General features: G+C 71.6%; 26 protein-coding genes and 1 riboswitch. Of the genes, 1 reads left to right on the top strand and 25 read right to left on the bottom strand.

Features of this window, described 5'->3' with window-relative positions; genetic code table 11:
- Window positions 1-2: 2 nt before the first annotated feature.
- From IH80_RS0107055 to rpsB, 9 genes are all read right to left on the bottom strand, one after another.
- A complete protein-coding gene (locus IH80_RS0107055) occupies window positions 3-1,046 on the bottom strand; it encodes an ABC transporter ATP-binding protein (protein WP_030958577.1) in 1,044 nt (347 codons plus the stop codon).
- Window positions 1,046-2,662: an ABC transporter permease gene (locus IH80_RS0107050; protein WP_030958576.1), complete on the bottom strand. Its 1,617-nt coding sequence runs from the start codon at window positions 2,660-2,662 to the stop codon at window positions 1,046-1,048. Before IH80_RS0107050 ends, IH80_RS0107055 begins: the two co-directional genes overlap by 1 nt.
- A gap of 113 nt (window positions 2,663-2,775) precedes the next feature.
- A complete protein-coding gene (locus IH80_RS0107045) occupies window positions 2,776-3,876 on the bottom strand; it encodes a thiamine ABC transporter substrate-binding protein (protein ID WP_030958575.1) in 1,101 nt (366 codons plus the stop codon).
- Between the two features lie 85 nt (window positions 3,877-3,961).
- Window positions 3,962-4,071, bottom strand: a riboswitch (TPP riboswitch).
- A 58-nt stretch (window positions 4,072-4,129) separates the two neighbouring features.
- A complete protein-coding gene (rlmN, locus tag IH80_RS0107040) occupies window positions 4,130-5,245 on the bottom strand; it encodes a 23S rRNA (adenine(2503)-C(2))-methyltransferase RlmN (RefSeq protein WP_030958573.1) in 1,116 nt (371 codons plus the stop codon).
- 132 nt (window positions 5,246-5,377) lie between these two features.
- Entirely contained in the window at window positions 5,378-6,454 is a 1,077-nt protein-coding gene (locus IH80_RS0107035) for a phosphatidate cytidylyltransferase (protein WP_030958571.1), read from the bottom strand.
- Entirely contained in the window at window positions 6,454-7,011 is a 558-nt protein-coding gene (gene frr / locus IH80_RS0107030) for a ribosome recycling factor (RefSeq protein ID WP_030028670.1), read from the bottom strand. The genes IH80_RS0107035 and frr overlap by 1 nt, the downstream gene beginning before the upstream one ends.
- A gap of 82 nt (window positions 7,012-7,093) precedes the next feature.
- Complete coding sequence (gene pyrH, locus IH80_RS0107025) at window positions 7,094-7,873, bottom strand: UMP kinase (protein WP_030958570.1); 780 nt, start codon at window positions 7,871-7,873, stop codon at window positions 7,094-7,096.
- Between the two features lie 162 nt (window positions 7,874-8,035).
- Complete coding sequence (gene tsf / locus IH80_RS0107020) at window positions 8,036-8,872, bottom strand: translation elongation factor Ts (RefSeq protein WP_030958569.1); 837 nt, start codon at window positions 8,870-8,872, stop codon at window positions 8,036-8,038.
- A 135-nt stretch (window positions 8,873-9,007) separates the two neighbouring features.
- Window positions 9,008-9,889 carry a 30S ribosomal protein S2 gene (gene rpsB, locus IH80_RS0107015; protein ID WP_030958567.1) on the bottom strand — a complete coding sequence of 294 codons (882 nt, stop codon included), beginning with the start codon at window positions 9,887-9,889 and terminating at the stop codon, window positions 9,008-9,010.
- A gap of 252 nt (window positions 9,890-10,141) precedes the next feature.
- On the opposite strand from rpsB, the gene IH80_RS38960 reads away from it, so the two are divergent.
- On the top strand, window positions 10,142-10,729 hold the full coding sequence (locus IH80_RS38960) for a M23 family metallopeptidase (protein WP_063757253.1): 588 nt from the start codon (window positions 10,142-10,144) through the stop codon (window positions 10,727-10,729).
- Here the strand turns inward: IH80_RS38960 and IH80_RS0107005 are convergent.
- From IH80_RS0107005 to rpsP, 16 genes are all read right to left on the bottom strand, one after another.
- Window positions 10,683-11,240, bottom strand: a complete 558-nt coding sequence (locus IH80_RS0107005; RefSeq protein ID WP_030958564.1) for a TetR/AcrR family transcriptional regulator — start codon at window positions 11,238-11,240, stop codon at window positions 10,683-10,685. The genes IH80_RS38960 and IH80_RS0107005 overlap by 47 nt on opposite strands.
- Before the next feature lie 52 nt (window positions 11,241-11,292).
- On the bottom strand, window positions 11,293-12,129 hold the full coding sequence (gene whiG, locus IH80_RS0107000; RefSeq protein WP_030958563.1) for an RNA polymerase sigma factor WhiG: 837 nt from the start codon (window positions 12,127-12,129) through the stop codon (window positions 11,293-11,295).
- A 209-nt stretch (window positions 12,130-12,338) separates the two neighbouring features.
- A complete protein-coding gene (gene dprA, locus IH80_RS0106995; RefSeq protein WP_037879094.1) occupies window positions 12,339-13,514 on the bottom strand; it encodes a DNA-processing protein DprA in 1,176 nt (391 codons plus the stop codon).
- Window positions 13,511-15,142, bottom strand: coding sequence for a YifB family Mg chelatase-like AAA ATPase (locus tag IH80_RS0106990; protein ID WP_030958561.1), 1,632 nt, complete (start codon window positions 15,140-15,142; stop codon window positions 13,511-13,513). Before IH80_RS0106990 ends, dprA begins: the two co-directional genes overlap by 4 nt.
- Window positions 15,142-15,513 carry a YraN family protein gene (locus tag IH80_RS0106985; RefSeq protein ID WP_030958560.1) on the bottom strand — a complete coding sequence of 124 codons (372 nt, stop codon included), beginning with the start codon at window positions 15,511-15,513 and terminating at the stop codon, window positions 15,142-15,144. Before IH80_RS0106985 ends, IH80_RS0106990 begins: the two co-directional genes overlap by 1 nt.
- Window positions 15,514-15,622: 109 nt before the next feature.
- Window positions 15,623-15,931 (bottom strand): DUF2469 domain-containing protein, encoded by a 309-nt coding sequence (locus IH80_RS0106980; RefSeq protein WP_005311352.1) that lies wholly within the window; start codon window positions 15,929-15,931, stop codon window positions 15,623-15,625.
- Window positions 15,932-15,986: 55 nt separating this feature from the next.
- The gene (locus IH80_RS0106975; protein ID WP_030958559.1) at window positions 15,987-16,493 is read right to left on the bottom strand and encodes an NUDIX hydrolase; all 507 of its coding nucleotides are present in this window, start codon (window positions 16,491-16,493) and stop codon (window positions 15,987-15,989) included.
- Window positions 16,483-17,262, bottom strand: a complete 780-nt coding sequence (gene lepB / locus IH80_RS0106970; RefSeq protein ID WP_030958558.1) for a signal peptidase I — start codon at window positions 17,260-17,262, stop codon at window positions 16,483-16,485. The genes IH80_RS0106975 and lepB (IH80_RS0106970) overlap by 11 nt, the downstream gene beginning before the upstream one ends.
- 41 nt (window positions 17,263-17,303) lie before the next feature.
- The gene (gene lepB, locus IH80_RS0106965) at window positions 17,304-18,200 is read right to left on the bottom strand and encodes a signal peptidase I (RefSeq protein WP_051808897.1); all 897 of its coding nucleotides are present in this window, start codon (window positions 18,198-18,200) and stop codon (window positions 17,304-17,306) included.
- Between the two features lie 112 nt (window positions 18,201-18,312).
- Complete coding sequence (gene lepB, locus IH80_RS38955; protein ID WP_037879115.1) at window positions 18,313-19,383, bottom strand: signal peptidase I; 1,071 nt, start codon at window positions 19,381-19,383, stop codon at window positions 18,313-18,315.
- Window positions 19,376-20,119 carry a signal peptidase I gene (gene lepB / locus IH80_RS0106955; protein ID WP_030958554.1) on the bottom strand — a complete coding sequence of 248 codons (744 nt, stop codon included), beginning with the start codon at window positions 20,117-20,119 and terminating at the stop codon, window positions 19,376-19,378. The genes lepB (IH80_RS38955) and lepB (IH80_RS0106955) overlap by 8 nt, the downstream gene beginning before the upstream one ends.
- Before the next feature lie 44 nt (window positions 20,120-20,163).
- On the bottom strand, window positions 20,164-20,514 hold the full coding sequence (gene rplS / locus IH80_RS0106950; RefSeq protein ID WP_030823745.1) for a 50S ribosomal protein L19: 351 nt from the start codon (window positions 20,512-20,514) through the stop codon (window positions 20,164-20,166).
- 134 nt (window positions 20,515-20,648) lie between these two features.
- Window positions 20,649-21,470 (bottom strand): tRNA (guanosine(37)-N1)-methyltransferase TrmD, encoded by an 822-nt coding sequence (gene trmD, locus IH80_RS0106945; protein ID WP_030958552.1) that lies wholly within the window; start codon window positions 21,468-21,470, stop codon window positions 20,649-20,651.
- Window positions 21,470-22,036 carry a ribosome maturation factor RimM gene (gene rimM, locus IH80_RS0106940; RefSeq protein ID WP_030958551.1) on the bottom strand — a complete coding sequence of 189 codons (567 nt, stop codon included), beginning with the start codon at window positions 22,034-22,036 and terminating at the stop codon, window positions 21,470-21,472. The genes trmD and rimM overlap by 1 nt, the downstream gene beginning before the upstream one ends.
- 83 nt (window positions 22,037-22,119) lie before the next feature.
- Window positions 22,120-22,359 (bottom strand): RNA-binding protein, encoded by a 240-nt coding sequence (locus IH80_RS0106935; protein ID WP_030011889.1) that lies wholly within the window; start codon window positions 22,357-22,359, stop codon window positions 22,120-22,122.
- A gap of 2 nt (window positions 22,360-22,361) precedes the next feature.
- Window positions 22,362-22,799 carry a 30S ribosomal protein S16 gene (rpsP, locus tag IH80_RS0106930; RefSeq protein WP_030031059.1) on the bottom strand — a complete coding sequence of 146 codons (438 nt, stop codon included), beginning with the start codon at window positions 22,797-22,799 and terminating at the stop codon, window positions 22,362-22,364.
- Window positions 22,800-22,889: the final 90 nt, after the last annotated feature.

Below are 22,889 nucleotides of genomic sequence, written 5' to 3'. Positions count from 1 at the left end.
GCCTAGGGCTTCTTCTCCGGCGGCAGGACCAGGACCTCGGCGGGGCTGAAGGTCACGGCGACGTTGTGGCCGACGGCCGGAGCCCCCGCCAGACCGCACTCGGCCTCCAGTACCGGGCCGTTCTCCGGCCGCAGGAGCAGGGCAACGTGCGTGCCGCGGAAGGTCCGGGACACCACCTCGCACCGCAGGCCGGCCTCGCAGAGCACCACTCCCGCCGGGCGGACCAGCAGCCGCTGCTCCCCCTCGGGGGAGCCGGCGGGGACCGGCACCCTGCCCCAGGCGGTCGCGGCGACCGGGCCCGCCACGGTCGCCGGGACCACGTTCTCGAAGCCGAGGAAGCGCGCCACGAATTCCGAGGCGGGCCGCTGCCACACCTCCAGCGGGGTCCCGGCCTGCGCGATCCGGCCGTCCCGCATCACCACGACCCGGTCGGCCAGTGCGAAGGCCTCTCCCTGGTCGTGCGTGACGGCCAGGACCGTCGTCCCCAGCCGGGAGAACAGCCCCCGCAGTTCGACGACGAGCCGCTCCCGCAGCCCGCGGTCCAGCTGTCCGAGCGGTTCGTCGAGCATCAGCAGCCGCGGGGACGGTGCCAGCGCCCGGGCCAGTGCCACCCGCTGCTGCTCGCCCCCGGACAGGGAGGCCACGGCGCGGCCCTGCGCCCCGGGCAGCCCGACCAGTTCGAGGAGCTCGGCGACCCGGTCGGCGTACGATCGGCTCCCCCGGCCGCGTCGGCCGCCGCGCATCCGGAGTCCGAAGGAGACGTTCGCGCCGACGTCGCGGTGCGGGAAGAGCTGGTGGTCCTGGAACATCAGGCCCACGCCTCGCCGGTGCACGGGGACGGCGGCCTGGTCGGCCCCGTCCAGCAGCACCCGCCCTCCGGACACCTGCTGGAGTCCTGCGACGACCCGCAGCAGCGTGGACTTCCCGCTGCCGCTCGGGCCCAGGACACAGACGGTTTCGTGCTCGGCCACCGCCAGGTCGACGGAGTCGACGACGGCGCGCTGGCCGAAGCGGACCGACACCCCTTCCAGCTGAAGCAGTGTCATCAGAACTCTCCGGAGGTCTTGTCGGGGCGCAGTCGCTCCAGCAGCAGCAGGGACACCGCGCACACCAGCATCAGGATCGTGCTCAGGGCCATCGCCTGCCCGTAGTTCAGCTCGCCGGCCCGGCCCAGCAGCCGCGCCACGGCCACCGGCAGCGTCGGCCGGTCCGGCCGCGCGATGAAGACGGTCGCGCCGAACTCGCCCAGCGACACGGCGAAGGCGAACCCGGCCGCGATCAGCAGCGCCCGCCGCACCAGCGGCAGGTCAACCTCCCGCCAGGCGCGCAGCGGTGACGCGCCGAGTACGCCGGCCGCCTCCCGCAGCCGCCCGTCCACCGCGCGCAGGACCGGCAGCATGGTCCGTACGACGAAGGGCACGCCCACCAGGGCCTGGGCCAGCGGCACCAGGATCCATGAGGTCCGCAGGTCCAGCGGCGGCTCGTCCAGGGTGATCAGGAAGCCGAAGCCGACCGTCACGGCGGACACCCCCAGCGGGAGCATCAGCATCGCGTCGAAGCCGCGGACGAAGCGGCCCCCGCGCCGGGTCAGCGCCGCGGCCGCGAGTCCCCCGATGACCAGGGCGATCGCGGTGGCGGCGAGCGCGTACTCCAGGGAGTTCCAGATCGCCTCCACCGGCGGCACCAGGAAGGTCCCGCCGCCGGCGCCCGCGTCCTGCAGCGCCCGGTAGAAGCCGAGGCCGTAACCGCCGGGGGCGTCGAAGGACCGCTCGACGAGCACGGCCAGTGGCGCCACGATCAGCAGCCCGATGGTCAGCAGGACCCCGCCCAGCAGGGTGCGCTGCGCCCAGCCGCGCGGCCTGTGCGTGGTGCGGCCCGGGTCGACGAGGCGCAGTGCGGTCTCGCGCCGGCGGACGGTCCAGGCGTGCAGGGCGAGGATCGCGCCGATCGCGGCGAACTGCACCATCGTCAGCACGGCGGCCGTCGACAGGTCCAGGAGCTGGGCGGTCTGCCGGTAGACCTCCACCTCCAGGGTGGAGTAGGCCGGTCCGCCCAGGATCAGTACGACGCCGAAGGAGCTGAAGGTGAAGAGGAACACCATGAGGGAGGCCGCGGCGACGGCCGGGGCCAGCGCGGGCAGCGTCACCCGCCGCCAGGCGGCGAACCGGCCGGCGCCCAGCACCCGCGCGGCCTCCTCCTGGCGCGGGTCGAGCTGGGCCCACAGCCCGCCGACCGTGCGGACGATGACGGCGTAGTTGAAGAAGACGTGGGCCAGCAGGATCGCCCAGACGGTGGTGTCCAGCCGGACGCCCGCCGCTTCGTCCAGCAGTCCGCCGCGCCCGAGCAGGGCGAGGAAGGCTGTGCCCACGACGACGGTCGGGAGCACGAAGGGCACGGTCACGACCGCCCGCAGCAGCTGCTTGCCGGGGAACTCGAAGCGCGCGAAGACGTAGGCGCCGGGGAGCGCGATCAGCAGCGTGAGCACGGTGGAGGCGAGCGCCTGCCAGGTGGTGAACCACAGCACGTCGGCGATGTCCGGCCGGGCCAGGACCTCGCCGAACCGGCCGAACTGCCAGCCGGTGTCGGTCTTGAGGCCGCGGCCGACGATCGCGGTGACGGGGTAGGCGAAGAACAGCCCGAAGAAGGCGAGGGGGACCGCCATCAGGGCGAGGCGGACGGCGGTGGCGCGGCCGCTCTCGCCCTGTCCGGGTGTCCTCCCCGGTCCGGGGGCCGGGGCGGCGTCGTGCGACGCCGCGCCCGGTTCCTTCGTACCGCTTACTTCACGACGAGCGCGGTCCATGCCTTGACCCACTGCTCACGGTTCTTGGCGATGGTCTCCGGAGCCACGTTCTCCGGCTTGTCGACCACCACACCGTGCTGGGTGAACAGCTCCGGCAGCGCGGCGTCCTTGGTCACGGGGTTCACGAACATCTGGAGCGGCATGTCCTCCTGGAACTTCTTGCTGATCAGGAAGTCCACGAGGGCCTTGCCGCCCTCCTCGTTCTTCGCGCCCTTCAGCAGGCCCGCGAACTCGACCTGGCGGAAGCAGGTGCCGGTGGAGACGCCCGTGGGGGCCTCGGCCGGCTGCGGCTCGCCGTAGAGGACCTCGACCGGCGGGCTGGAGGCGTAGGAGACGACCAGCGGGCGGTCGCCCTTGGCCTTCTTGCCGCCGGCGGAGCCGGAGAAGCGCTCGTTGTAGGCCTGCTCCCAGCCGTCGACGACCTCGACGCCGTTGGCCTTCAGCTTGCTCCAGTAGTCCTTCCAGCCCTCCTCGCCGTACTTGCCGACGGAGGCGAGCATGAAACCGAGGCCGGGAGAGGAGGTCGCGGCGTTCTCGACCACCAGCAGGTTCTTGTATTCCGGCTTGACCAGGTCGTCCAGTGTCTGCGGCGGGGCGATCTTCTTGTCGGCGAAGTAGGCCTTGTCGTAGTTGACGCAGATGTCGCCGGAGTCGACCGGGGTGACGCGGTGCTCCTTGTCGAGCACGTATTCGGGCTTCACGCCGCCCAGGCCCTTGGCCTCGTAGGGGGTGAAGATGCCGTTGTCGAGGGCGCGCGAGAGCAGGGTGTTGTCCACGCCGAAGAAGACGTCGCCGCGGGGGGAGCCCTTGGTGAGGATCTCCTGGTTCAGGGCTGCGCCCGCGTCGCCGGACTTCAGCACCTTGACGGTGTAGCCGCTCTGCTGCTCGAACTCCTTGAGGACCGCTTCGGTCACGTTGAAGGAGTCGTGGGAGACGAGCGTGACGGTCTTGGACTTCGGGGCGTCGCTCGCGCCGGCGGGCTTGTCCTTGGTGTCGCCGCCGCCGCAGGCGCTGAGCGTGGTGACGCCCAGCGCGGCCGCGAGCGCGGCGCCCGCGATCTTCTTGGTGGTGCTCACTGGTGAATTCCTCCTGGGATGACCAGGAGAAGACGCGGCCCTGCCCGGCGCTCTGTGCGAGCGGACGCCGGGCAGGGCGCAACAGCTTGAGTGGTGACCGAACTTCCTACCCCGAATGACCGGGGCGAGGTTCAGAGGGTCTGCGGATGACGGATACCGCACTCTCAGCGCTGTGGCGCTCCCCTGTCGGAATATGCAATTGGTTCGGCCACAGGGTACCCCGTGGCCGAATGGGGCCGGCCGAAAGCGGAAGCTAGCGCTCCGAGGCCGCCAGCTGGCCGCACGCGCCGTCGATCTCCTGGCCGCGGGTGTCACGCACGGTCACGGGCACACCGTGGCGGGCGATCGCCTCGACGAAGGCCTTCTCGTCCTCGGGCCGCGAGGCGGTCCACTTCGAACCGGGCGTCGGGTTCAGCGGGATCAGGTTGACGTGTACGCGCTTGCCCTTGAGCAGCCGGCCCAGGAGGTCGCCCCGCCAGGCCTGGTCGTTGATGTCGCGGATCAGGGCGTACTCGATCGAGATCCGCCGGCCGGACTTCTCGGCGTACTCCCAGGCGGCGTCGAGGACCTCGCGGACCTTCCAGCGGGTGTTCACCGGGACCAGGGTGTCGCGCAGCTCGTCGTCCGGCGCGTGCAGCGAGACGGCGAGACGGCACTTGAAGCCCTCGTCGGCGAACCGCAGCATGGCCGGGACCAGGCCGACGGTGGAGACGGTGATGCCGCGCTGGGACAGGCCCAGGCCGTCGGGCTCCGGGTCGGTGAGGCGGCGGATGGCGCCGACGACGCGGTTGTAGTTGGCGAGCGGTTCGCCCATGCCCATGAAGACGATGTTCGACAGCCGTGCCGGGCCGCCGGGGACCTCGCCGTCGCGCAGCGCGCGCATGCCGTCGACGATCTGGTGCACGATCTCGGCGGTGGAGAGGTTGCGGTCGAGGCCGGCCTGGCCGGTGGCGCAGAACGGGCAGTTCATGCCGCAGCCGGCCTGCGAGGAGATGCACATGGTGACCCGGTCGGGGTAGCGCATCAGCACGGATTCGACGAGCGTTCCGTCGTGCAGCTTCCACAGGGTCTTGCGGGTGGTGTCGTCGTCGCAGCTGATGTGCCGGATGACGTTCATCAGGTCCGGCAGGAGCTCCTGCTGGAGCTTGGTCCGGGAGCCCGCCGGGATGTCGGTCCACTCGGCCGGGTCGTGCGCGTAGCGGGCGAAGTAGTGCTGGGAGAGCTGCTTGGCCCGGAAGGGCTTCTCACCGATCGCGGCGACCGCTTCGCGGCGCTCGGCCGGGGTCATGTCCGCGAGGTGACGGGGCGGCTTCTTGGCCCCGCGGGGAGCGACGAAGGTGAGCTCACCCGGAGCGGGACGGGGGGCCATGCGGTACTCCTCAGTACGACGAGGTGGGGGTCACCCCGCGCGTGCAGGGCCGGTCCGCGGCTCGGCCGCTGGACGGAAAGGGCGCACCGCGTACACGCGGCGCGCCCTCCAGGATAACCCGACCGGGAACGGTCAGCCGGTGCCGACGAAGGCAGCCAGCAGCAGCCACACCACCGGAGCGGTGGGCAGCAGCGAGTCCAGCCGGTCCATGATGCCGCCGTGGCCCGGCAGCAGGGTGCCCATGTCCTTGATGCCGAGGTCCCGTTTGATCATCGACTCGCCCAGGTCGCCCAGGGTGGCGCTGACCGCGACCGCGAGGCCCAGCAGCAGGCCCTGCCACCAGGCGCCGCCGTCGATCAGGAACTCCATGCAGAGCGCGCCGGCGACCATGGCGAAGGCCACCGCGCCGAAGAGGCCCTCGCGGGTCTTGCCGGGGCTGATGCGGGGCGCGAGCTTGGTCTTCCCGAAGCGCCAGCCCACCGCATAGGCCCCGGTGTCGCTGACCACGGTCAGGAGCAGGAAGGTGATCACGCGCTGCGGCCCGTCGTCGGGGGTGAGCAGCATCGCGACGAAGGTGGCCAGGAAAGGCACGTAGAACGCCGCGAAGGCACCCGCCGTGACGTCCTTGAGGTAGTCCTCGGGGGGCTCGGTCATCCGCCACACCAGGACGGCCAGCACGGTCAGCGCCATGGCCACCCATGCACCCTCGGCCCCCCGGACGTAACCGGCGATGACCATGGCCGCGCCACCGACCGCGAGCGGGACCAGAGGGGCCTTGATGCCCTTCTTCTCCTGCAGCCGGGAGGTGAGCTCCCACAGACCGACGACGACGGCCACGACGATGACGCCGACGAAGACCGCCTTGACGATCAGGAGCGATGCGAAGATCACCGCGCCGAGACCGACGCCGACCCCTATCGCGGCACGCAGGTCCCGCCCCGCCCGCTTCTTCTGCGGCGGGGGGGAGGAGTCCTGCGGGTGCTCGGCATGCGGAGGCGGGGGGCTGGGCATGGGCTCCTGCGGCGGCGTATCGGCGCGGAACGGGGAGCCGCCGTCCGAGGCGGCCCCCCGATCGCGTGCTTCCCGGTCGTCGAAGTCACGGCCGGCGGCATCGGGCACGATGGGCATGGGCCGAGTGTGCGGGCCCACCTGCGCATCGTATGCGGGACCCGCCGGAACCGGCTCCGGCTGCCAGGAAGAGTCGTTCATCAGACTTCGAGGAGCTCGGCTTCCTTGTGCTTGAGGAGCTCGTCCACCTGCGCGACGTACTTCGCGGTGGTGTCGTCGAGCTCCTTCTCCGCGCGACGGACCTCGTCCTCGCCCGCCTCCTTGTCCTTGACGAGCTTGTCGAGGGCGTCCTTGGCCTTGCGGCGGACGGAGCGGATGGAGACCTTGGAGTCCTCGGCCTTGTTCTTGGCGACCTTGATGTACTCCTTGCGGCGCTCCCCGGTCAGCTCGGGGAAGGTCACGCGGATGATGCGGCCGTCGTTGCTCGGGTTGACACCGAGGTCGGAGTCGCGGATGGCCTGCTCGATGTTGCGCAGCGCGGACGCGTCGAACGGCGTCACGATGGCCATGCGCGGCTCGGGGACCGCGAAGGAAGCGAGCTGGTTGATGGGCGTGATGGCGCCGTAGTAGTCGGCGACGATCTTGTTGAACATCGCCGGGTGCGCACGGCCGGTGCGGATCGCGGCGAAGTCCTCCTTCGCGACGACGACGGCCTTCTCCATCTTCTCCTCGGCCTCGAGGAGGATTTCTTCGATCACCACGTGCTCCTGCATGTCTTGAATGGATGGTTCAGGCGGGCGGGTGGGCCGGTCGGGGCCGCCCGGTCCGGCAGCGGACTGCTCAGGACCGGGTTTCCTCGTCGCTGACCAGCGTGCCGATCTTCTCACCCTTGACGGCGCGGGCGATATTGCCCTCGGCGAGCAGCTCGAAGACGAGGATCGGCAGCTTGTTGTCACGGCAGAGGGTGATCGCCGTGGCGTCGGCGACCTTGAGGTCGCGCGAGAGCACCTCGCCGTACTCCAGCGCGTCGAACTTCACCGCGTCCGGGTTCTTCTTCGGGTCGGAGTCGTAGACCCCGTCGACACCGTTCTTGCCCATGAGGAGGGCTTCGGCGTCGATCTCCAGGGCGCGCTGGGCGGCCGTGGTGTCGGTGGAGAAGTAGGGCATGCCCATGCCGGCGCCGAAGATGACGACGCGGCCCTTCTCCAGGTGGCGCACGGCGCGCAGCGGGATGTACGGCTCCGCGACCTGGCCCATGGTGATGGCCGTCTGGACGCGGGAGTCGATGCCCTCCTTCTCCAGGAAGTCCTGGAGGGCGAGGCAGTTCATGACCGTGCCGAGCATGCCCATGTAGTCGGACCGTGCCCGGTCCATGCCGCGCTGCTGGAGCTCGGCGCCTCGGAAGAAGTTGCCGCCGCCGATCACGACGGCGATCTCCGCGCCGTCGCGGACCACCGCGGCGATCTCTCGCGCGATGGCGTGGACGACGTCGGGGTCGACGCCCAGTCCTCCGCCACCGGAGAAGGCCTCGCCCGACAGCTTCAGCATGAAGCGGCGGCCCTTCTTGTACTGGTCGCTCTTGTCGTCGGATGCGGTGTGGGGGTCCACGCCCTGATTCATGGAGATCTCCTCGTGCACATACGAAGAAGGCCATTGCCGGTGGGTCCTTGCGGTTCCCTCTACGGCAATGGCCTCCTCGTCAGATCTGCGGTCGCCTCGCGCAAGCGCGGACGACTGCTTCAGACCCTACCGGGGTCCGGTGTCCGTCGCGTACGGACGGACTCAGATGCCGACCTTGATGCGGGTGAAGCGCTTCAGGGTGACACCGGCCTCGTCCAGGACCTTCTGGACGGACTTCTTGTTGTCCAGGGCGTAGGCCTGGCCGAGCAGCGTGGCGTCCTTGAAGAAGCCGTTGACGCGACCCTCGACGATCTTCGCGATGGCAGCCTCGGGCTTGCCCTCCGCGCGGGTGACCTCTTCGGCGATGCGGCGCTCGGACTCGACCTTCTCGGCCGGGACGTCCTCGGCGGACAGCCACTGCGGGGCGAACGCGGCGATGTGCTGCGCGACGCCGCGGGCGACCTCGGCGTTCTCCTTGTCGAGCTCGACCAGGACGCCGATCTGGAACGGCAGGTCGGGCATCGTGCGGTGCATGTACGCGGTCACGTAGCCGCCGGTGAACTGCGCGAAGCGGTCCAGGACGATCTTCTCGCCGAGGTTGGCGTTGGCCTCGTCGACGAAGGCGGTGACGGTCTGGCCGGGCTTGATCTCGGACGCGAGCAGCGCCTCGATGTCGGCCGGGGAGGTGGCGGCGACGTGCGCGGCCAGCTCGTTGGCGACGGCCAGGAACTTCTCGCCCTTGGCGACGAAGTCCGTCTCGCACTTCAGCTCGACGATGACACCGGAGGTGTTGTCGTCGGTGATGAGGGAGACGACGGCACCGTTCTCGGCAGAACGGCCCTCGCGCTTGGCGACGCCCTTCTGACCCTTGATGCGGAGGGCTTCCTGGGCCTTCTCGACGTCACCGTCGGCGTCCACGAGCGCGTTCTTGCAGTCCAGCATGCCGGCGCCGGTGAGCTCGCGGAGCTTCTTGACGTCAGCGGCGGTGTAGTTCGCCATGAGTCTGTGATTCTCTCTCGAAGTCGTAGATCTACGGGTGAACGGCGGAGGCGCCGCGCTTTTGGCGCGGCTCCCCCGCCGTCATCGTCCGTGCTGCGAGTGCCCGGCGCGTGAACGCCGGGCGCTCTCAGTGGGTCAGGCCTGCTCGGCGGCCGGGGCCTCGGCGGCCGGGGCCTCGGCGGCGGGCGCCTCGGCGGCGGGGGCCTCGGCGGCGGCCGGGGCGGCCTCGTCGGCCTTCTTGTCACCCTCGAGCAGGTCGCGCTCCCACTCGGCGAGCGGCTCGGCGGCGGCCTTCTCGCCCGGCTTCGAGTCACCGGTCGCAGCGCCGGAGCGGGCGATGAGGCCCTCGGCGACGGCGTCGGCGATCACGCGGGTGAGCAGGGTGACGGAACGGATCGCGTCGTCGTTGCCCGGGATCTTGTAGTCGACCTCGTCGGGGTCGCAGTTGGTGTCGAGGATCGCGACGACCGGGATGTGCAGCTTGCGCGCCTCACCGACGGCGATGTGCTCCTTCTTGGTGTCGACGATCCAGACGGCGCTGGGAACCTTCGACATCTCGCGGATACCACCGAGGGTCTTCTCCAGCTTGGCCTTCTCGCGGGAGAGGACCAGGAGCTCCTTCTTGGTGAGACCCGAGGCGGCGACGTCCTCGAAGTCGATCGCCTCAAGCTCCTTCAGACGCTGGAGGCGCTTGTAGACGGTGGAGAAGTTGGTGAGCATGCCACCCAGCCAGCGCTGGTTGACGTACGGCATACCAACGCGCGTCGCCTGCTCGGCGATGGCCTCCTGGGCCTGCTTCTTGGTACCGACGAACATGATGGAGCCACCGTGCGCGACGGTCTCCTTCACGAACTCGTAGGCGCGGTCGATGTACGACAGCGACTGCAGCAGGTCGATGATGTAGATGCCGTTGCGCTCCGTGAAGATGAAGCGCTTCATCTTCGGGTTCCAGCGGCGGGTCTGGTGACCGAAGTGGACGCCGCTTTCCAGCAGCTCCCGCATCGTGACGACGGCCATGGCCATCTCCTTGGTTTCTCGGTTTTGGTTCCTGACGCCCCACCGCGCCCTGCCCCCATGAGAGGACCGAGAGACGCTGTCACCTGGCCGTTTCGGGCTGGTGCCGGGGCGTGCGAAGTCGACCCGGTGACCCGGATCGCCACAAGAAGTGTACGGGACCCGGCGGTATGCCGGGTGACGCCGTTGTCCACAGCGCCCGCTCCGTCCACAGGCCGGCCCGCTGCCGCAGGGGTGCGCGGGACGCTTCGGTGCATGACGAAACTGCTGCTCAGCCTGCTGCTGGCCCTGTCCCAGGCGGCCCTCCCGGCCCGGCCGGTCCTCCCCGCGGTCCTCCCCGCGGTCCGCCCCGCTGTCCGCCCGCTCCCCGCGCCGCTGTCGGTGACGCGCTGGTGGGATCCGCCGCCGACGCCGTACGCGGCCGGCCACCGCGGGGTGGACCTGGCCGCCCCGGTGGGCGCGGAACTGCGGGCGGTCGCCGCCGGCCGGGTCCACCACGCCGGGCAGGTCGCGGGGCGCGGGGTGCTCTCGCTCGCGCTGCCGAACGGTCTGCGCACCACCTACGAACCGGTCCGGCCGCTGGTCACGGAGGGCGAGGAGGTCTCGGCGGGGCAGGTGGTGGCGGTGCTCACGGAGGGGTCCCACTGCCCGGGGCCGTGCCTGCACTGGGGTCTGCTGTCGGGCGAGGCCTACCTGAACCCGCTGACGCTCCTGGCGCGGCCCACCCCGCGCCTGCTGCCGGATCCCGGCCCGGCCGGCGCGCGGGAGGGGGCGGCGGCCGCCGGTGCTGCGGGGCTCAGCCCCGGACACCCCGCAGGGCGATGGCCAGGGCCGTCTCCGTGATGACTTCGGGATCCTCCGCCGCGCCGAGCTCGATGCGGCGCACGGCGGCGTCCACGACCCCCTGGAGCAGCATCGCGGCCAGCCTCGGCTGCTCCTGTCCGAGGGCGGCCAGCGCCTCGACGATCATCGCGATCAGGCCGCCGTGAGCGGCGCGGATCTTCTCGCGGGCTCCCGCGTCCAGCTCGCTGGCGGAGATCGCCACGACCGCCCGGTGCCGCCGGTCGCCCACCAGGCCCAGCTGGCTGCGCACGTAGGCCTCGACCTTCGCCTCGGGCGAATCGGCCCGCTCCATCGCCGCCTCGATCTCGGCGGCCCACACGGGGAAGTCCACGGCGCACAGTTCTTCGACCACGGCCGCGCGGGAGCGGAAGTACTCGTACACGGAGGACCGGGCGAGTCCGGTCCGTTCCGCCAGGGCGGGGAAGGTCAGCGCTTCCGTTCCGCCTTCGGACAGCAGGGAGCGCGCGGCGTCCAAGAGGGCGCCGCGCTGCATCGACCGGTGCTCGGCCACGGAGGCCGCTCGAATCCTGGGCACACGTCCACTCTACGGAGGGACCGCAAGCTCACCGCCCGACATCTGCCAACTTTGCTCGCAGTTGGAGCACGGACTTGGTGTGGATCTGGCTGACCCGGCTCTCGGTGACGCCCAGCACGTTCCCGATCTCGGCCAGGGTGAGGCCCTCGTAGTAGTAGAGGGTGACCACGGTCTTCTCCCGCTCGGGCAGCGTGTTGATGGCCCGCGCCAGCAGCCGCCGCAGTTCGCGGTCCTCCGCCACCTCCACCGGGTCGTCGGCGGCGGTGTCCTCCAGCGTGTCCATCAGCGAGAGGCGGTCGCCGCCCTCCCCGCCGACGTGCAGCAACTCCTCCAGGGCGACCACGTTCGCGAGCGACAACTGGCTGAAGACGGCGTGGAGGTCCTCCACTCCGATCCCCATCTCCCCGGCGACCTCGGTCTCCGTCGGGGTGCGCCGCAGCTGGGCCTCGAGCGTGGCGTAGGCCCGCTCCACGGCCCGCGCCTTCTGCCGGACCGAGCGGGGGATCCAGTCCAGGGCCCGCAGTTCGTCGATCATCGCGCCGCGGATCCGGGTGATCGCGTACGTCTCGAACTTGATCGACCGGTCGATGTCGAACTTCTCGATCGCGTCGATGAGCCCGAAGACCCCGGAGGAGACGAAGTCGGCCTGCTCCACGTTGGGCGGCAGGCCCACGCTGACGCGGCCGGCCACGTACTTCACCAGCGGTGAGTAGTGCAGGATCAGCTGCTCCCGCAGCCGTTCGTCACCCGAGTCCTTGTACGAGCGCCACAGCGCCTCCAGGGACGAGGGCGCGGTGGACCGCACGCTGCCGCGGGCAGCGGGGGGCACCGCAGCGCGGTCGGACCCTGAGGTGTGCTGGGGCATGCGTCGCCTTTGCCGGAGCCGGATTCCTTGGGAGCGTAGCGTGACGGAAGTGTCGCGGTGCGCGAAGAGTACGGGATGGCGCGGGGGCCGAGGAGCGCCCCGGCTCGCGCGGGCGACCCGGGACCGGCGCCTGGCGCACGGTCCCGGCGACTGTCACCGGGAGGACCGCGTCTCTCATCGGTTTCACTCTTCCACCGGAAGTCCCCAGGTCAACGACCGCCTCGCCGGGTGGGCCGGGTTTGTCTGCCCTCTCCAGCCGTATCTCCGCCCAACTGCCAGCCGTCGCCCTGCCGTTCGACGAACCCCAGAGAGTGAAGTTCGTACAGTCTGCCGATGACTTCATCGGTGCCGGTGCCCGCGGCGAGTGCCACCTCGGCCGCGGTGGCGGGGCGGCCGGCCGGGAGGGCCTCGAGCACGCGGGCGGCGTCCGGGTCCAGGAGGTCGCGGGCGACCACCGGGCCGCGCCGCTCGGGCGCCAGCTCCCCCATGGAGCCGACGAGTTCGACCACCTCCGCGGCATCGGTGACCAGCGCGGCCTCGCCCCTCAGCAGTTCGTGCACCCCGGCCGAGAGCCCGCTGGTGGCCGGCCCCGGGACGCCCATCGTGAACCGCCCGAGCCGCTGGGCCCGCCGGGCGGTCACCAGGGAACCGCTGCGGTGGGCTGCCTCCACCACGACGGTGCCGCGGGTGAGGGCCGCGATGACCCGGTTGCGCAGGACGAACCGGCGGGGCGTGGGATGGCTGCCCGGCGGCAGCTCCCCGAGGACGAGTCCCTGGCCGGCGATCCGGCCGAGGAGTCCGGCGTGTCCCCGGGGGTAGGCGACGTCCACCCCGCAGGCGAGCACCGCCGCGGTCGCGCCGCCGGGGGCGAGGGCTCCGCGGTGCGCGGCGCCGTCGATGCCGAAGGCGGCGCCGGAGACCACGACCCAGCCCCGCTCGGCGAGCCCGGCGGCCAGGGTCTGCGCCATGTGTGCGCCGTACGGGGTGCAGGCCCTGGCCCCGACCACGGCGACCGAACGCAGCGCCCAGGTACGCAGGTTCGGCCGGCCCCGCAGCCAGAGCCCGACGGGCCGTTCGTCGCCGAGGTCGTCCAGTTGCGTCGGCCACTCCGCCGAACCGGGGTGCACGAACCGGCCTCCGGTCCCGGCGGCGAGCTCCAGGTCCCGCCGGGGGTCGGCCAGCGCCGCCCGTCTGCGGTACGCGCCGAGCCGCTCGGGCCCCACCCCGGGCGGCGTCGGCCACCGCGCCCCCGGGTCGGTCAGCAGCCTCAGCAGCCCGGTGGCGCCCTGCTCCCGGAGCCAGCGCCCGCCGTGCGCGTCCCCCGGCTCCAGCACCCGGGTGAGCGCCGCCCGCGCCAGCAGCTCCTCCTCCCCTGCGCCGGTCATGTCCCGGCCCCCGTCATCGACACGGCCCCGCGGGCGATGCCGGTCCGCAGCTCCAGGGCCACGGCCACGTCCAGCGCGTCGGGCCGGTCCCGCCCCCGCAGGTCGGCGACGGTCCAGGCGACCCGCAGGACCCGGTCCAGGCCGCGCGCCGTCAGCAGTCCCCGTTCCAGTTCCCGCTCGGCCTGCGCCAGAGCCCCCGGGGCCGCCTGCCAACGGGTCCTCAACTCCTGTCCCGGGACCTCCGAATTGAGCCGCCACGGGGTACCCGCGAACCGGACCGCGGCACGCTCCCGGGCCGCGCGCACCCGGTCGGCGACCACCGCGGTGGACTCTCCCCGGCCGCCCTGCCCCAGCAGGTCGCCGCGGGTCACGGGCTCGACCTCCACCCTCAGGTCGACCCGGTCGAGCAACGGGCCCGACAGCCGGGCCTGGTAACGCCGGATCACCGAGGGCGGACATTCGCATCCCGATCCGTGCAGGGTGTGCCGCCCGCAGGGGCAGGGGTTCGCCGCGAGCACCATCAGGAACCTGGCGGGCAGCCGCACCACGCCGGCGGCGCGGGCGATGACCACGTGCCCCGATTCGAGGGGCTGGCGCAGCGCGTCCAGCGCCCGGCTGTGGAACTCGGCGGCCTCGTCCAGGAAGAGGATTCCTCGATGGGCCAGGGACACCGCTCCGGGCCGGGGCACCCCGTTCCCGCCGCCCACCAGGGACTGCATGGTCGCCGAGTGGTGCGGGGCGCAGTACGGGGGCCGGGAGACCAGGGGTTCGCCGGGCGGCAGGATTCCCGCCACCGAGTGGACGGCCGTGACCTCCACGGAGTCCTGCCGGCTGAGCGGCGGCAGCAGCCAGGGCAGCCGCTCGGCCAGCATCGTCTTGCCCGCGCCCGGCGGTCCGCTCAGGAACAGGTGGTGTCCGCCGGCGGCCGCCACCTCGAGGGCGCGGCGCGCCGTGTGCTGCCCCGTCACGTCGGCGAGGTCGGGGACGTCGGCGCAGTTCCCGCCCGGGCCGCCCGGCGCGAGACCGGTGCCCAGGCCCGCTCCGGGCACGAGCAGTCCGGCCAGCATCGGGTCCGGGCGGCCCGGCGGGTCCATCGGTTCCTCCTCGGGCACCACCCCGTCGGTCAGGACGGCGATCAGCTGGCGCAGGCTGCGTACGCCGAGCACCGAGACGTCCGGCACCAGCGCGGCCTCCGCGGCGCACTGCTGGGGCACGACCACCTGCCGGTAACCGGCCTCGGCCGCGGCGAGGACGGCGGGCAGGATCCCCCGGACCGGACGCACCCGCCCGTCCAGCCCCAGCTCGCCGATCAGCACGAGGTCGGCGATGACCCCCGGATCGACCACCTCGGCGGCCCCGAGCACAGCGATCGCGACGGCCAGATCGAAGCCCGCGCCGGCTTTCGGCACGGACGCCGGGCTCAGCCCGACCGTGAGCTTCTTCTGCGGCCAGGCCGCTCCGGAGTTCACCACGGCCGCACGCACCCGGTCCCGGCTCTCGACGAGGGTCTTGTCCGGCAGCCCCACCAGCGTGAAGGCCGCGACCCCGGGCTCCAGGTCGGCCTGGACCTCGACCACCACGCCGTCGACACCGACCAGGGCCACGGAGCAGGCTCGCGCGAACCCCATCAGGCCACCCCCCTGACGTGTTCCACCAGGGGCGCGCCGCGCCGCGGCAGCAGGACGCCGACGAGGTCGATGCGGACCCCGCCCGGCGGTGGTCCGCCGTGGTCGGCGAGCCAGCGCCCGGCGAGCCGCCTCAGCCGGTCCGCCTTCGCGACCCGTACGGCCGCCATGGGGTGCTCGAAGTCGCCCGCGCGCCGTGTCTTGACCTCGCACACGACGAGGGCGTCCCCGTCGCGCGCGACGATGTCGATCTCCCCGGCGCGGCACCGCCAGTTCCGTGCGATGACGGTCATCCCGGCCTCGGTCAGCCGTCGTGCCGCGAGCTCCTCGCCGTACCGCCCCAATGCCTGCCGTGCCACGCTCTTCGCGTCCATCCGGCACCACCTCCGGCACCGACGGTCCCGCGTACCCGCCCACCTTGTGGATCTTGGTGGACAACCCGGCCGTTGTGGACGGAGCCGTCACCCTCCCGGGTGAGGCGGCTCAGCTCCCGGGCAGTTCGAGGTCGCTCTTGTTGAGCTCCTCGATGTTCACGTCCTTGAAGGTCAGCACCCGTACCTGCTTCACGAAGCGGGCCGGCCGGTACATGTCCCAGACCCAGGCGTCGGCCATGGAGACCTCGAAGAACACCTCGCCCTGGACCGAGTGCACCTGCATCTCGTAGTCGTTGGTGAGGTAGAAACGACGTTCGGTCTCGATCACATACTTGAACAGCCCGACGACGTCGCGGTACTCCCGATAGAGCTTCAGCTCCATCTCGGTCTCGTACTTTTCGAGGTCCTCGGCACTCATGGCATGTTCCCCTTCAGCCGTGCGTCCCCCTATTGTGCGCCAGCGCCGTGCGCCCCTAAACGATTTCCGGGGCCAGGGCCACCGGCGCGCCCGGAGGACCGTCGTCGAGCAGCGTGCGGAGCAGCTCGGCGAGTCTGGTCGGGTACACCGTCTCACGTGCCGTGAGAAGTTCCTCGGAGGTCCACCACCTGGCTCCGGTGACGCTGCGCCGCTCCAGCTCGGTCAGGCCGCCCATCCACGTCGTGGTCTGGCTGGTCCGGGCCAGGAAGTACCACTCGTCCTGCTCCCAGCGACGGCCGTCGAAGGGGAAGGAGCAGAAGCGGTGCCAGAGCACGGGACCCAGCTCCACCTCGGTGATCCCGGTCTCCTCCGCCAGCTCGCGCAGCGCGGCCTGCTCGCGGGTCTCCGTCCCCTCCAGCCCGCCGCCGGGGGTGAACCACCAGTCGTCCGAGGGGTCGGCCGGTTCGAAACCGTGCAGGAGGAGGATCCGGTCCGCCGGGTCCAGCAGGATCACCCGGGACACCTGCCGCGGGCCGTGCTCGCCCGCCGGTTCAGGAGGCACCGGCCCGCTCCCGTCGCCCGCGCCCCAGGATCCGTACGAGGGGCCCGTAGGCGGCTCCCAGCACCACCAGGGCGGCCCCGGCGGCCACGGCCGCCGTCTGGAGCCGCAGCGGCCCGTGCCCCGAGATCCCGCCGGGCAGGGCCGCGTACGTCCTCGGCCGCTCCAGCATCGTCACGGACGGCCAGGCCAGGGCGTCGACGCGGGCGCTGACGGCCGACCGGGGCACGGTGCCCTGCCCGGCCTCCTGGAGGTGGGCCCGCGAGTCCAGCGAGGCGGCACGGCGGTCGCCCAGCAGGAAGAGGTTCTCCTCGGGGACCGTCACCTCGAAGGGGGTCCCGGGGGGCGGGGCCTGCCCGGGCGGCATGGCCAGGCCCGGGTCCGGCCGGCTGGTGTCGGCGTAGGGCTCGTCCAGCGGCGTGCCGTTCACGGTCAGCTCGCCGCCCGCGCCGCAGCACTTGACGGTGTCGCCGCCGATGCCGACGACCCGCTTGACCATGGGCGAATCGCTCCACATGGAATCAGTAAAGATGACGACGTCCCCACGGCGCACCTGACCGCCGTCGATGCGCTGCGCGAGCACCCGGTCTCCCGGCCGCACCGTCGGCATCATCGAGTCGGTCGGGACCGTGTAGGGCCGGTAGACGAACGCCCCCCACACGAAACCGCCGAGGAAGAGCGCAAAGCCGATGGCCACCACGATCCCGGACAACACGTTGCCGAGACCGCCGCGGCCATCCTCGCCCCTGCGTATCGCTTCAGTTCCGCCCATTCCAGCGCCCCCATATCGGGATCGTCGACCTGGGCGGCACCCTACCCGTCGGTACGGCCGCCGGTCAGCCTCCGTCGGCGCCACATGACGAGCGGGACCGCTCCGGTGAGCCCCAGCGCGGCCGGGCCGAGCCCGACCGGCGCCAGTCCGGCGGCCCCGAGGCCGAGCGCGGTGGCCGCGGCCTGGTTGCCGATGCCGGGCTGGTCGAAGGTGTCCGGGACCGGCAGCGTGGACCAGCGGGTGACCGGCCACGCGATCACGACGGCCCGCCCGACGACCTTGTCGACCGGCACGAAGCCCCCGGTGGAGTCCTGCATGTGGTAGCGGGAGTCCTGGGAGTTCTGCCGGTGATCGCCCATCACCCAGATCTTGCCCTGGGGCACCTTGAGCGGGCCGAAGGGGGCGTCGTCGCACGGGGTGTTGCCGGGGTAGATGTACGGCTCGTCGAGCGCCTTGCCGTTGACGACGACCGGTCCGCCCTTCTTGCACTCGACCGTGTCACCGCCGACCGCGATGGTCCGCTTGATCAGGTCCTTCTCCTCGGCGGAGGGCATCAGGCCGATCCAGCTGAGGGCCTTCTGGGCGATGTTCGGCTCCGGCGTGGGCTCGCCCGAGAGCCAGTTCGCCGGGTCGTGGAAGACGACGACCTCGCCCCGCTCCGGCTCGGAGCCGAACCACGGCGTGAGCTTGTCGACCAGCACCCGGTCCCCGCGCTGCAGGGTGTCCTGCATCGAGTCGGAGGGGATCGAGAACGCCTGGACCAGGAAGGTCTTGATCAGCAGGGCCAGCAGCAGGGCGATGCCGATGAGGAGCGGGAGCTCCTTCCAGAAGGAGCGGTGCGGCTTCTCCAGAGCGCCGTCCTCCTCGGCCTCTCGCGCGACGGCGTCGTCCGGCCGCTCCTCGCCCTCGTCGCGTCCGGACCGTGCGCCTACCGCCACGTCCCCCACATCCACTCCTCACTCACGATCACCGCCCGTGCCGAACCGGACACGGGCCCTCCCCTCCCTTAACGAGCGGGAGTTCCCTAAGGCTCGGGAGACCGAGGACACACTATGCGAACGGTGTGCCCGTCCGGCGTCGCCTGCGGCCGCGTCCCTCACGGCGTGCCTGATCGGGCACCATGCGGAAGGTCGCGGGCTGCTCCAGGCGGGTCCAGTGCCCGAACGGCCAGGCGATCACGACGGCCTCCCCCACGACGCCTTTTTCGTCGATCGTGCCCTCGAAGGCCTCGTCGAGATGGAAGCGGGAATCGGCCGAATTCGCTCGGTGGTCACCCATCACGAAGAGCCTCCCGGCCGGCACCTCCACCTCGAAAGGGATGTCGGAGGGGGTGTTGCCCGGTTTGACGTACGGCTCGTCGAGGGGCGAGCCGTTGACGGTGACCCGGCCCCGGGCGTCGCAGCACTTGACGGTGTCCCCGCCGACGCCGATGACGCGCTTGATCAGGTCCTGTTCGTCGGCCGAGGGCAGCAGGCCGATGAAGGTCAGGGTCTGCTTGATCTGCTTGACCACGATCGGGTCCTTGGGGGGCCGGGCCGCCTCGCCCTTGAGCCAGCCGCCGGGGTCCTTGAACACGACGATGTCGCCGCGCTCGATCTCGGAGCCGAACCACGGGGTCAGCTTGTCCACGAGGACCCGGTCACCGATCCGGATGGTCTGCTCCATCGAGCCCGACGGAATGAAGAAGGCCTGCACCAGGAAGGTCTTGAGGAGCAGGGCTATGCACAGCGCCACCACCACGAGCAGGGGCAGCTCGCCGGCCCGGCGCGTGCGGCGGCGCCGCCGGACCTTGCGGGCGAGCCGGCGCCGATGGGCCCGGCCCCCCTCCGCCGCGACCGGTTCCGGCTCCGGCTCCCGCCGGCCCCGGGTCCTGCCGCGCGGCTCCGGTTCGGGCTCCCGCTCCCGCCGGCCCCGCGGCCTGCCGCGCAGGTCCGGTTCGGACCCGGACTCCCACCGGTCCCGCGGCGTACCGCGGAAGTCCGGTTCGGGCTCGGGCTCCCACCGGTCCCGCGGCGTGCCGTAGAAGTCGGGTTCGGGCTCGCGTTCCCGTCGGGTCCTCGGGCGTCCGCTCGGCTCCGGTTCCCGGTCCCGTCGGCCCCTCGGCCGTCCGCGACTACCCATGGCCGCCGCCGACGGCACCCCAGCGCGAAACCGGCCAGCCGATCCAGTCGGCCCGCCCGATCACCTTCTCCACCGGAACCATCCCCCCGCCCGGTTCCCCGAGGTGGTCCCGCGAGTCCCGGGACTGGGAACGATGATCGCCCATCACCCACAGGGTCCCCAGCGGCACGACGATCCGGAAGGGCACCGTCGAGGGCACGTCCCCGGGGTGCAGGTACGGCTCGTCCAGCGGAACGCCGTTGACCGAGACCCGGCCGCCCGCGTCGCAGCAGACCACGTCGTCACCACCCACGCCCACCACCCGTTTCACGAAGTCGGTGTCGGAGGGCTCCGCGAGCCCCAGCGCCGAGGCGGCGCCCTGCACCAGGGCGCCGACCGGGCTGCCGTCCGGCCGCTCCCGTACGAAGGATCCCGTGCCGTCGAAGACCACGACGTCCCCGCGGCGCGGCTGATCGCCGAAACGGTACGCCAGTTTGTTGACCAGTACCCGGTCCCCGACCCGGAGCGTGGGCTCCATGGAACGGCTCGGGATCAGGAAGGGCTGGACGACGAAATTGCTGAACAGCAGCAGGAAGACCGTGCAGATCACGCCGAGCGCTCCGGCCCGGCGCCAGCTCGGCTGCCGCCGTCCGGGCCCGGCCCCGTCGGTCGTCCGGGAGAACGCAGAACGCGGCCACCCCTCCCCCTCGCGGGGGGAAGAGTGGCCGCGCTGCGTGTGAGGTGCTTCGGTGTCCATCGGGGGCGAGCCTATCCGGCCGCCCCCGGACACCGGTGGCGACCTTACTTGTCGCGCTTCTCCTTGATCTTCGCGGCCTTGCCGCGGAGCTCACGGAGGTAGTACAGCTTCGCACGGCGGACGTCACCGCGGGTGACGAGCTCGATCTTCTCGAAGATCGGGGAGTGGACCGGGAAGGTACGCTCCACGCCGACGCTGAAGGAGACCTTGCGAACGGTGAAGGTCTCGGAGACACCGGCGCCCTGGCGGCGGATGACGACACCCTTGAACTGCTGGATACGGGAGCGGTTGCCCTCGATCACGCGGACGTGCACGTTGATCGTGTCACCCGGGCGGAAGGCCGGGACGTCCGAGCGGAGCGCGGCGGCGTTGACGCCATCGAGCAGGTGAGACATGTTCTTCGTCTGCTTTCTTCGCATGACGCCACAGGTCGCCAGTGCGGGTTTCCGTAGAGAATTCGGGAGCCGTGCCACTCGGCGGCCGACGGTCCCCCTGTGGCAGGGGCGTCCGGCGAGCACACAGCAGCCGCCTATTCTTCCACGGCCTGCGGCCTGCGCCAAAATCGGCCGTCCGGCGACGGCTGCCAGCCCAGGATGGAGAGGATCTCGCGGTCCTTCTTGTCGAAGCCGGAGGCCTCGCAGCGCTCGATCAGGTCGGGGCGGTTGCTCGCGGTCCTGCGGAAGGCCTCGTCCCGGCGCCAGCGGGCGATCCTGCCGTGGTGGCCGCTGAGGAGGACGTCGGGGATGTCCCGCCCGCGCCACACGGGCGGCTTGGTGTAGACGGGCCCCTCCAGCAGGTTCGCCATCTCGCCGGGCGCGAAGGAGTCGTCCCGGTGCGACTCGGCGTTGCCGAGCACTCCGGGCAGCAGCCGCGCCACGGCCTCGGTGACGACCAGGACGGCCGCCTCGCCGCCGGCCAGGACGTAGTCGCCGATGGAGACCTCGTACACCGGCATGCGCGTGGCGTACTCGTCCATGACCCGGCGGTCGATGCCCTCGTAGCGGGCGGGCGTGAAGATCAGCCACGGCCGCTCGGAGAGCTCGACGGCGAGTTCCTGGGTGAACGGACGGCCGCTGGGCGTCGGGACCACCATGACGGGGCCGTGCGCGCCCGCCTCGTAGCCGTCGGCCAGCGTCTCGTCCAGCGCCTCGCCCCACGGCCCGGTCTTCATGACCATGCCGGGGCCGCCGCCGTACGGGGTGTCGTCGACCGTGTTGTGCCGGTCGTGGGTCCAGTCCCGCAGGTCGTGGACGTGCACGTCGAGCTGTCCACGGGCGCGGGCCTTGCCGACGAGGGAGACGTTCAGCGGTTCCAGGTACTCGGGGAAGATCGTGACGACGTCGAGCCGCATCAGGCGTCGTCCTCGGAGCTCGCGGCCTCGGCGTCACGGGCGGAGGCGATCTCGGCGCGGTCGTCGATCAGCCCGGGCGGCGGGGTGATGACGCAGCGCTGCTCCTCCAGGTCGATCTCGGCGACGATCTCCTCGACGAAGGGGATCATCACCTCGGTGCCGTCGGGGCGCTCGACGATGAAGAGGTCCTGCGAGGGCAGGTGGGAGATCTCGGTGATCCGGCCGATCTCGGTGCCGTCCTCGAGCACCACGTCCAGGTCCATCAGCTGGTGGTCGTAGTACTCGTCCTCCTCCTCGGGCAGCTCCGCCGGGTCCACGTCGGCGATGAGGAGGATGTTGCGGAGCGACTCCGCGGCCGTGCGGTCCTTGACGCCCGCGAAGCGCAGCATCAGCCGGCCGCTGTGCACCCGGCCCGTCTCGATGGTCAGCGGGCCCGCCGAAGCCGGTTCGGTGCGCAGCACGGCACCGGGGCTGAGCCGCAGTTCCGGCTCGTCCGTGCGCACCTCGACGGTGACCTCACCCTTGATGCCGTGGGCGCGGCCGATCCGCGCGACTACCAGCTCCACTGTGTGTGCCTCTCCTGTTCAGACGACGACGGGCCGGGGCGGGCACGTGTGCCCTCCCCGGCCCGTGCCGGTGTTTCAACTGCTCAGCGGACCTGGTCCACGTCGACGAGGTCGACGCGGATCCCCCGGCCGCCGATGGCGCCCACGACGGTCCGCAGGGCACGTGCGGTGCGGCCGTTGCGGCCGATCACCTTGCCGAGGTCGTCGGGGTGGACCCGGACCTCGAGCACCTGCCCGCGGCGCAGGTTGCGCGAGGCGACCTGCACTTCGTCGGGGTTGTCCACAATGCCCTTTACGAGGTGCTCAAGAGCCTCCTCGAGCATGCTCAGGCCTCGGTCGACTCGGCGGCGGCCTCAGCCTCGTCCGCCTTCTTGTCGGCCTTCTTCTTCTGCGTGATGGCCTCGCCCTTGCCCTCGCCGATGCCCTCGAGGGCCTTGGCGAACTCGTCGAAGGAGCGACGCTTGTCTTCCTTCGTGGCCGGCTGCAGCAGCGGCGCGGGGGCCGGGAGGCCCTTGTGCGCCTGCCAGTCACCGGTGAGCTTCAGGATGGCGAGAACGGCCTCGGTCGGCTGGGCGCCGACGGAGAGCCAGTACTGGGCGCGCTCGCCGTTGACCTCGATGCGCGACGGGTTGTAGGTCGGCTGGTAGATGCCGATCTCCTCGATCGCGCGGCCGTCCCGGCGGGTGCGGGCGTCGGCGACGACGATGCGGTAGTGGGGAGAGCGGATCTTACCGAGGCGCTTGAGCTTGATCTTGACTGCCACTGGAGTGGTGTCTCCTGAACTTGACGTGGTTGGGCACATGAGATGCCACGTGGGGTTGCGGTACTCGGGTGCCCGATGGACGCGTCAGCC

This window comes from Streptomyces sp. NRRL S-378 (assembly GCF_000720645.1).
Classification (GTDB): Bacteria; Actinomycetota; Actinomycetes; order Streptomycetales; family Streptomycetaceae; genus Streptomyces.
The sequence above is the reverse complement of the archived record's forward strand: the minus strand, read 5'-3'. Positions and strand labels throughout refer to the sequence as shown.

Coding starts and splice junctions, on each gene's coding strand:
- IH80_RS0107055 (WP_030958577.1), bottom strand. CDS start 1,046: ATGACACTGCTTCAGCTGGAAGGGGTGTCGGTCCGCTTCGGCCAGCGC.
- IH80_RS0107050 (WP_030958576.1), bottom strand. CDS start 2,662: ATGGCGGTCCCCCTCGCCTTCTTCGGGCTGTTCTTCGCCTACCCCGTC.
- rlmN (WP_030958573.1), bottom strand. CDS start 5,245: ATGGCCCCCCGTCCCGCTCCGGGTGAGCTCACCTTCGTCGCTCCCCGC.
- IH80_RS0107035 (WP_030958571.1), bottom strand. CDS start 6,454: ATGAACGACTCTTCCTGGCAGCCGGAGCCGGTTCCGGCGGGTCCCGCA.
- pyrH (WP_030958570.1), bottom strand. CDS start 7,873: ATGAATCAGGGCGTGGACCCCCACACCGCATCCGACGACAAGAGCGAC.
- tsf (WP_030958569.1), bottom strand. CDS start 8,872: ATGGCGAACTACACCGCCGCTGACGTCAAGAAGCTCCGCGAGCTCACC.
- rpsB (WP_030958567.1), bottom strand. CDS start 9,889: ATGGCCGTCGTCACGATGCGGGAGCTGCTGGAAAGCGGCGTCCACTTC.
- IH80_RS38960 (WP_063757253.1), top strand. CDS start 10,142: ATGACGAAACTGCTGCTCAGCCTGCTGCTGGCCCTGTCCCAGGCGGCC.
- whiG (WP_030958563.1), bottom strand. CDS start 12,129: ATGCCCCAGCACACCTCAGGGTCCGACCGCGCTGCGGTGCCCCCCGCT.
- dprA (WP_037879094.1), bottom strand. CDS start 13,514: ATGACCGGCGCAGGGGAGGAGGAGCTGCTGGCGCGGGCGGCGCTCACC.
- IH80_RS0106990 (WP_030958561.1), bottom strand. CDS start 15,142: ATGGGGTTCGCGCGAGCCTGCTCCGTGGCCCTGGTCGGTGTCGACGGC.
- IH80_RS0106985 (WP_030958560.1), bottom strand. CDS start 15,513: ATGGACGCGAAGAGCGTGGCACGGCAGGCATTGGGGCGGTACGGCGAG.
- IH80_RS0106980 (WP_005311352.1), bottom strand. CDS start 15,931: ATGAGTGCCGAGGACCTCGAAAAGTACGAGACCGAGATGGAGCTGAAG.
- lepB (WP_030958558.1), bottom strand. CDS start 17,262: ATGGGCGGAACTGAAGCGATACGCAGGGGCGAGGATGGCCGCGGCGGT.
- lepB (WP_037879115.1), bottom strand. CDS start 19,383: ATGGGTAGTCGCGGACGGCCGAGGGGCCGACGGGACCGGGAACCGGAG.
- lepB (WP_030958554.1), bottom strand. CDS start 20,119: ATGGACACCGAAGCACCTCACACGCAGCGCGGCCACTCTTCCCCCCGC.
- rplS (WP_030823745.1), bottom strand. CDS start 20,514: ATGTCTCACCTGCTCGATGGCGTCAACGCCGCCGCGCTCCGCTCGGAC.
- trmD (WP_030958552.1), bottom strand. CDS start 21,470: ATGCGGCTCGACGTCGTCACGATCTTCCCCGAGTACCTGGAACCGCTG.
- IH80_RS0106935 (WP_030011889.1), bottom strand. CDS start 22,359: ATGCTCGAGGAGGCTCTTGAGCACCTCGTAAAGGGCATTGTGGACAAC.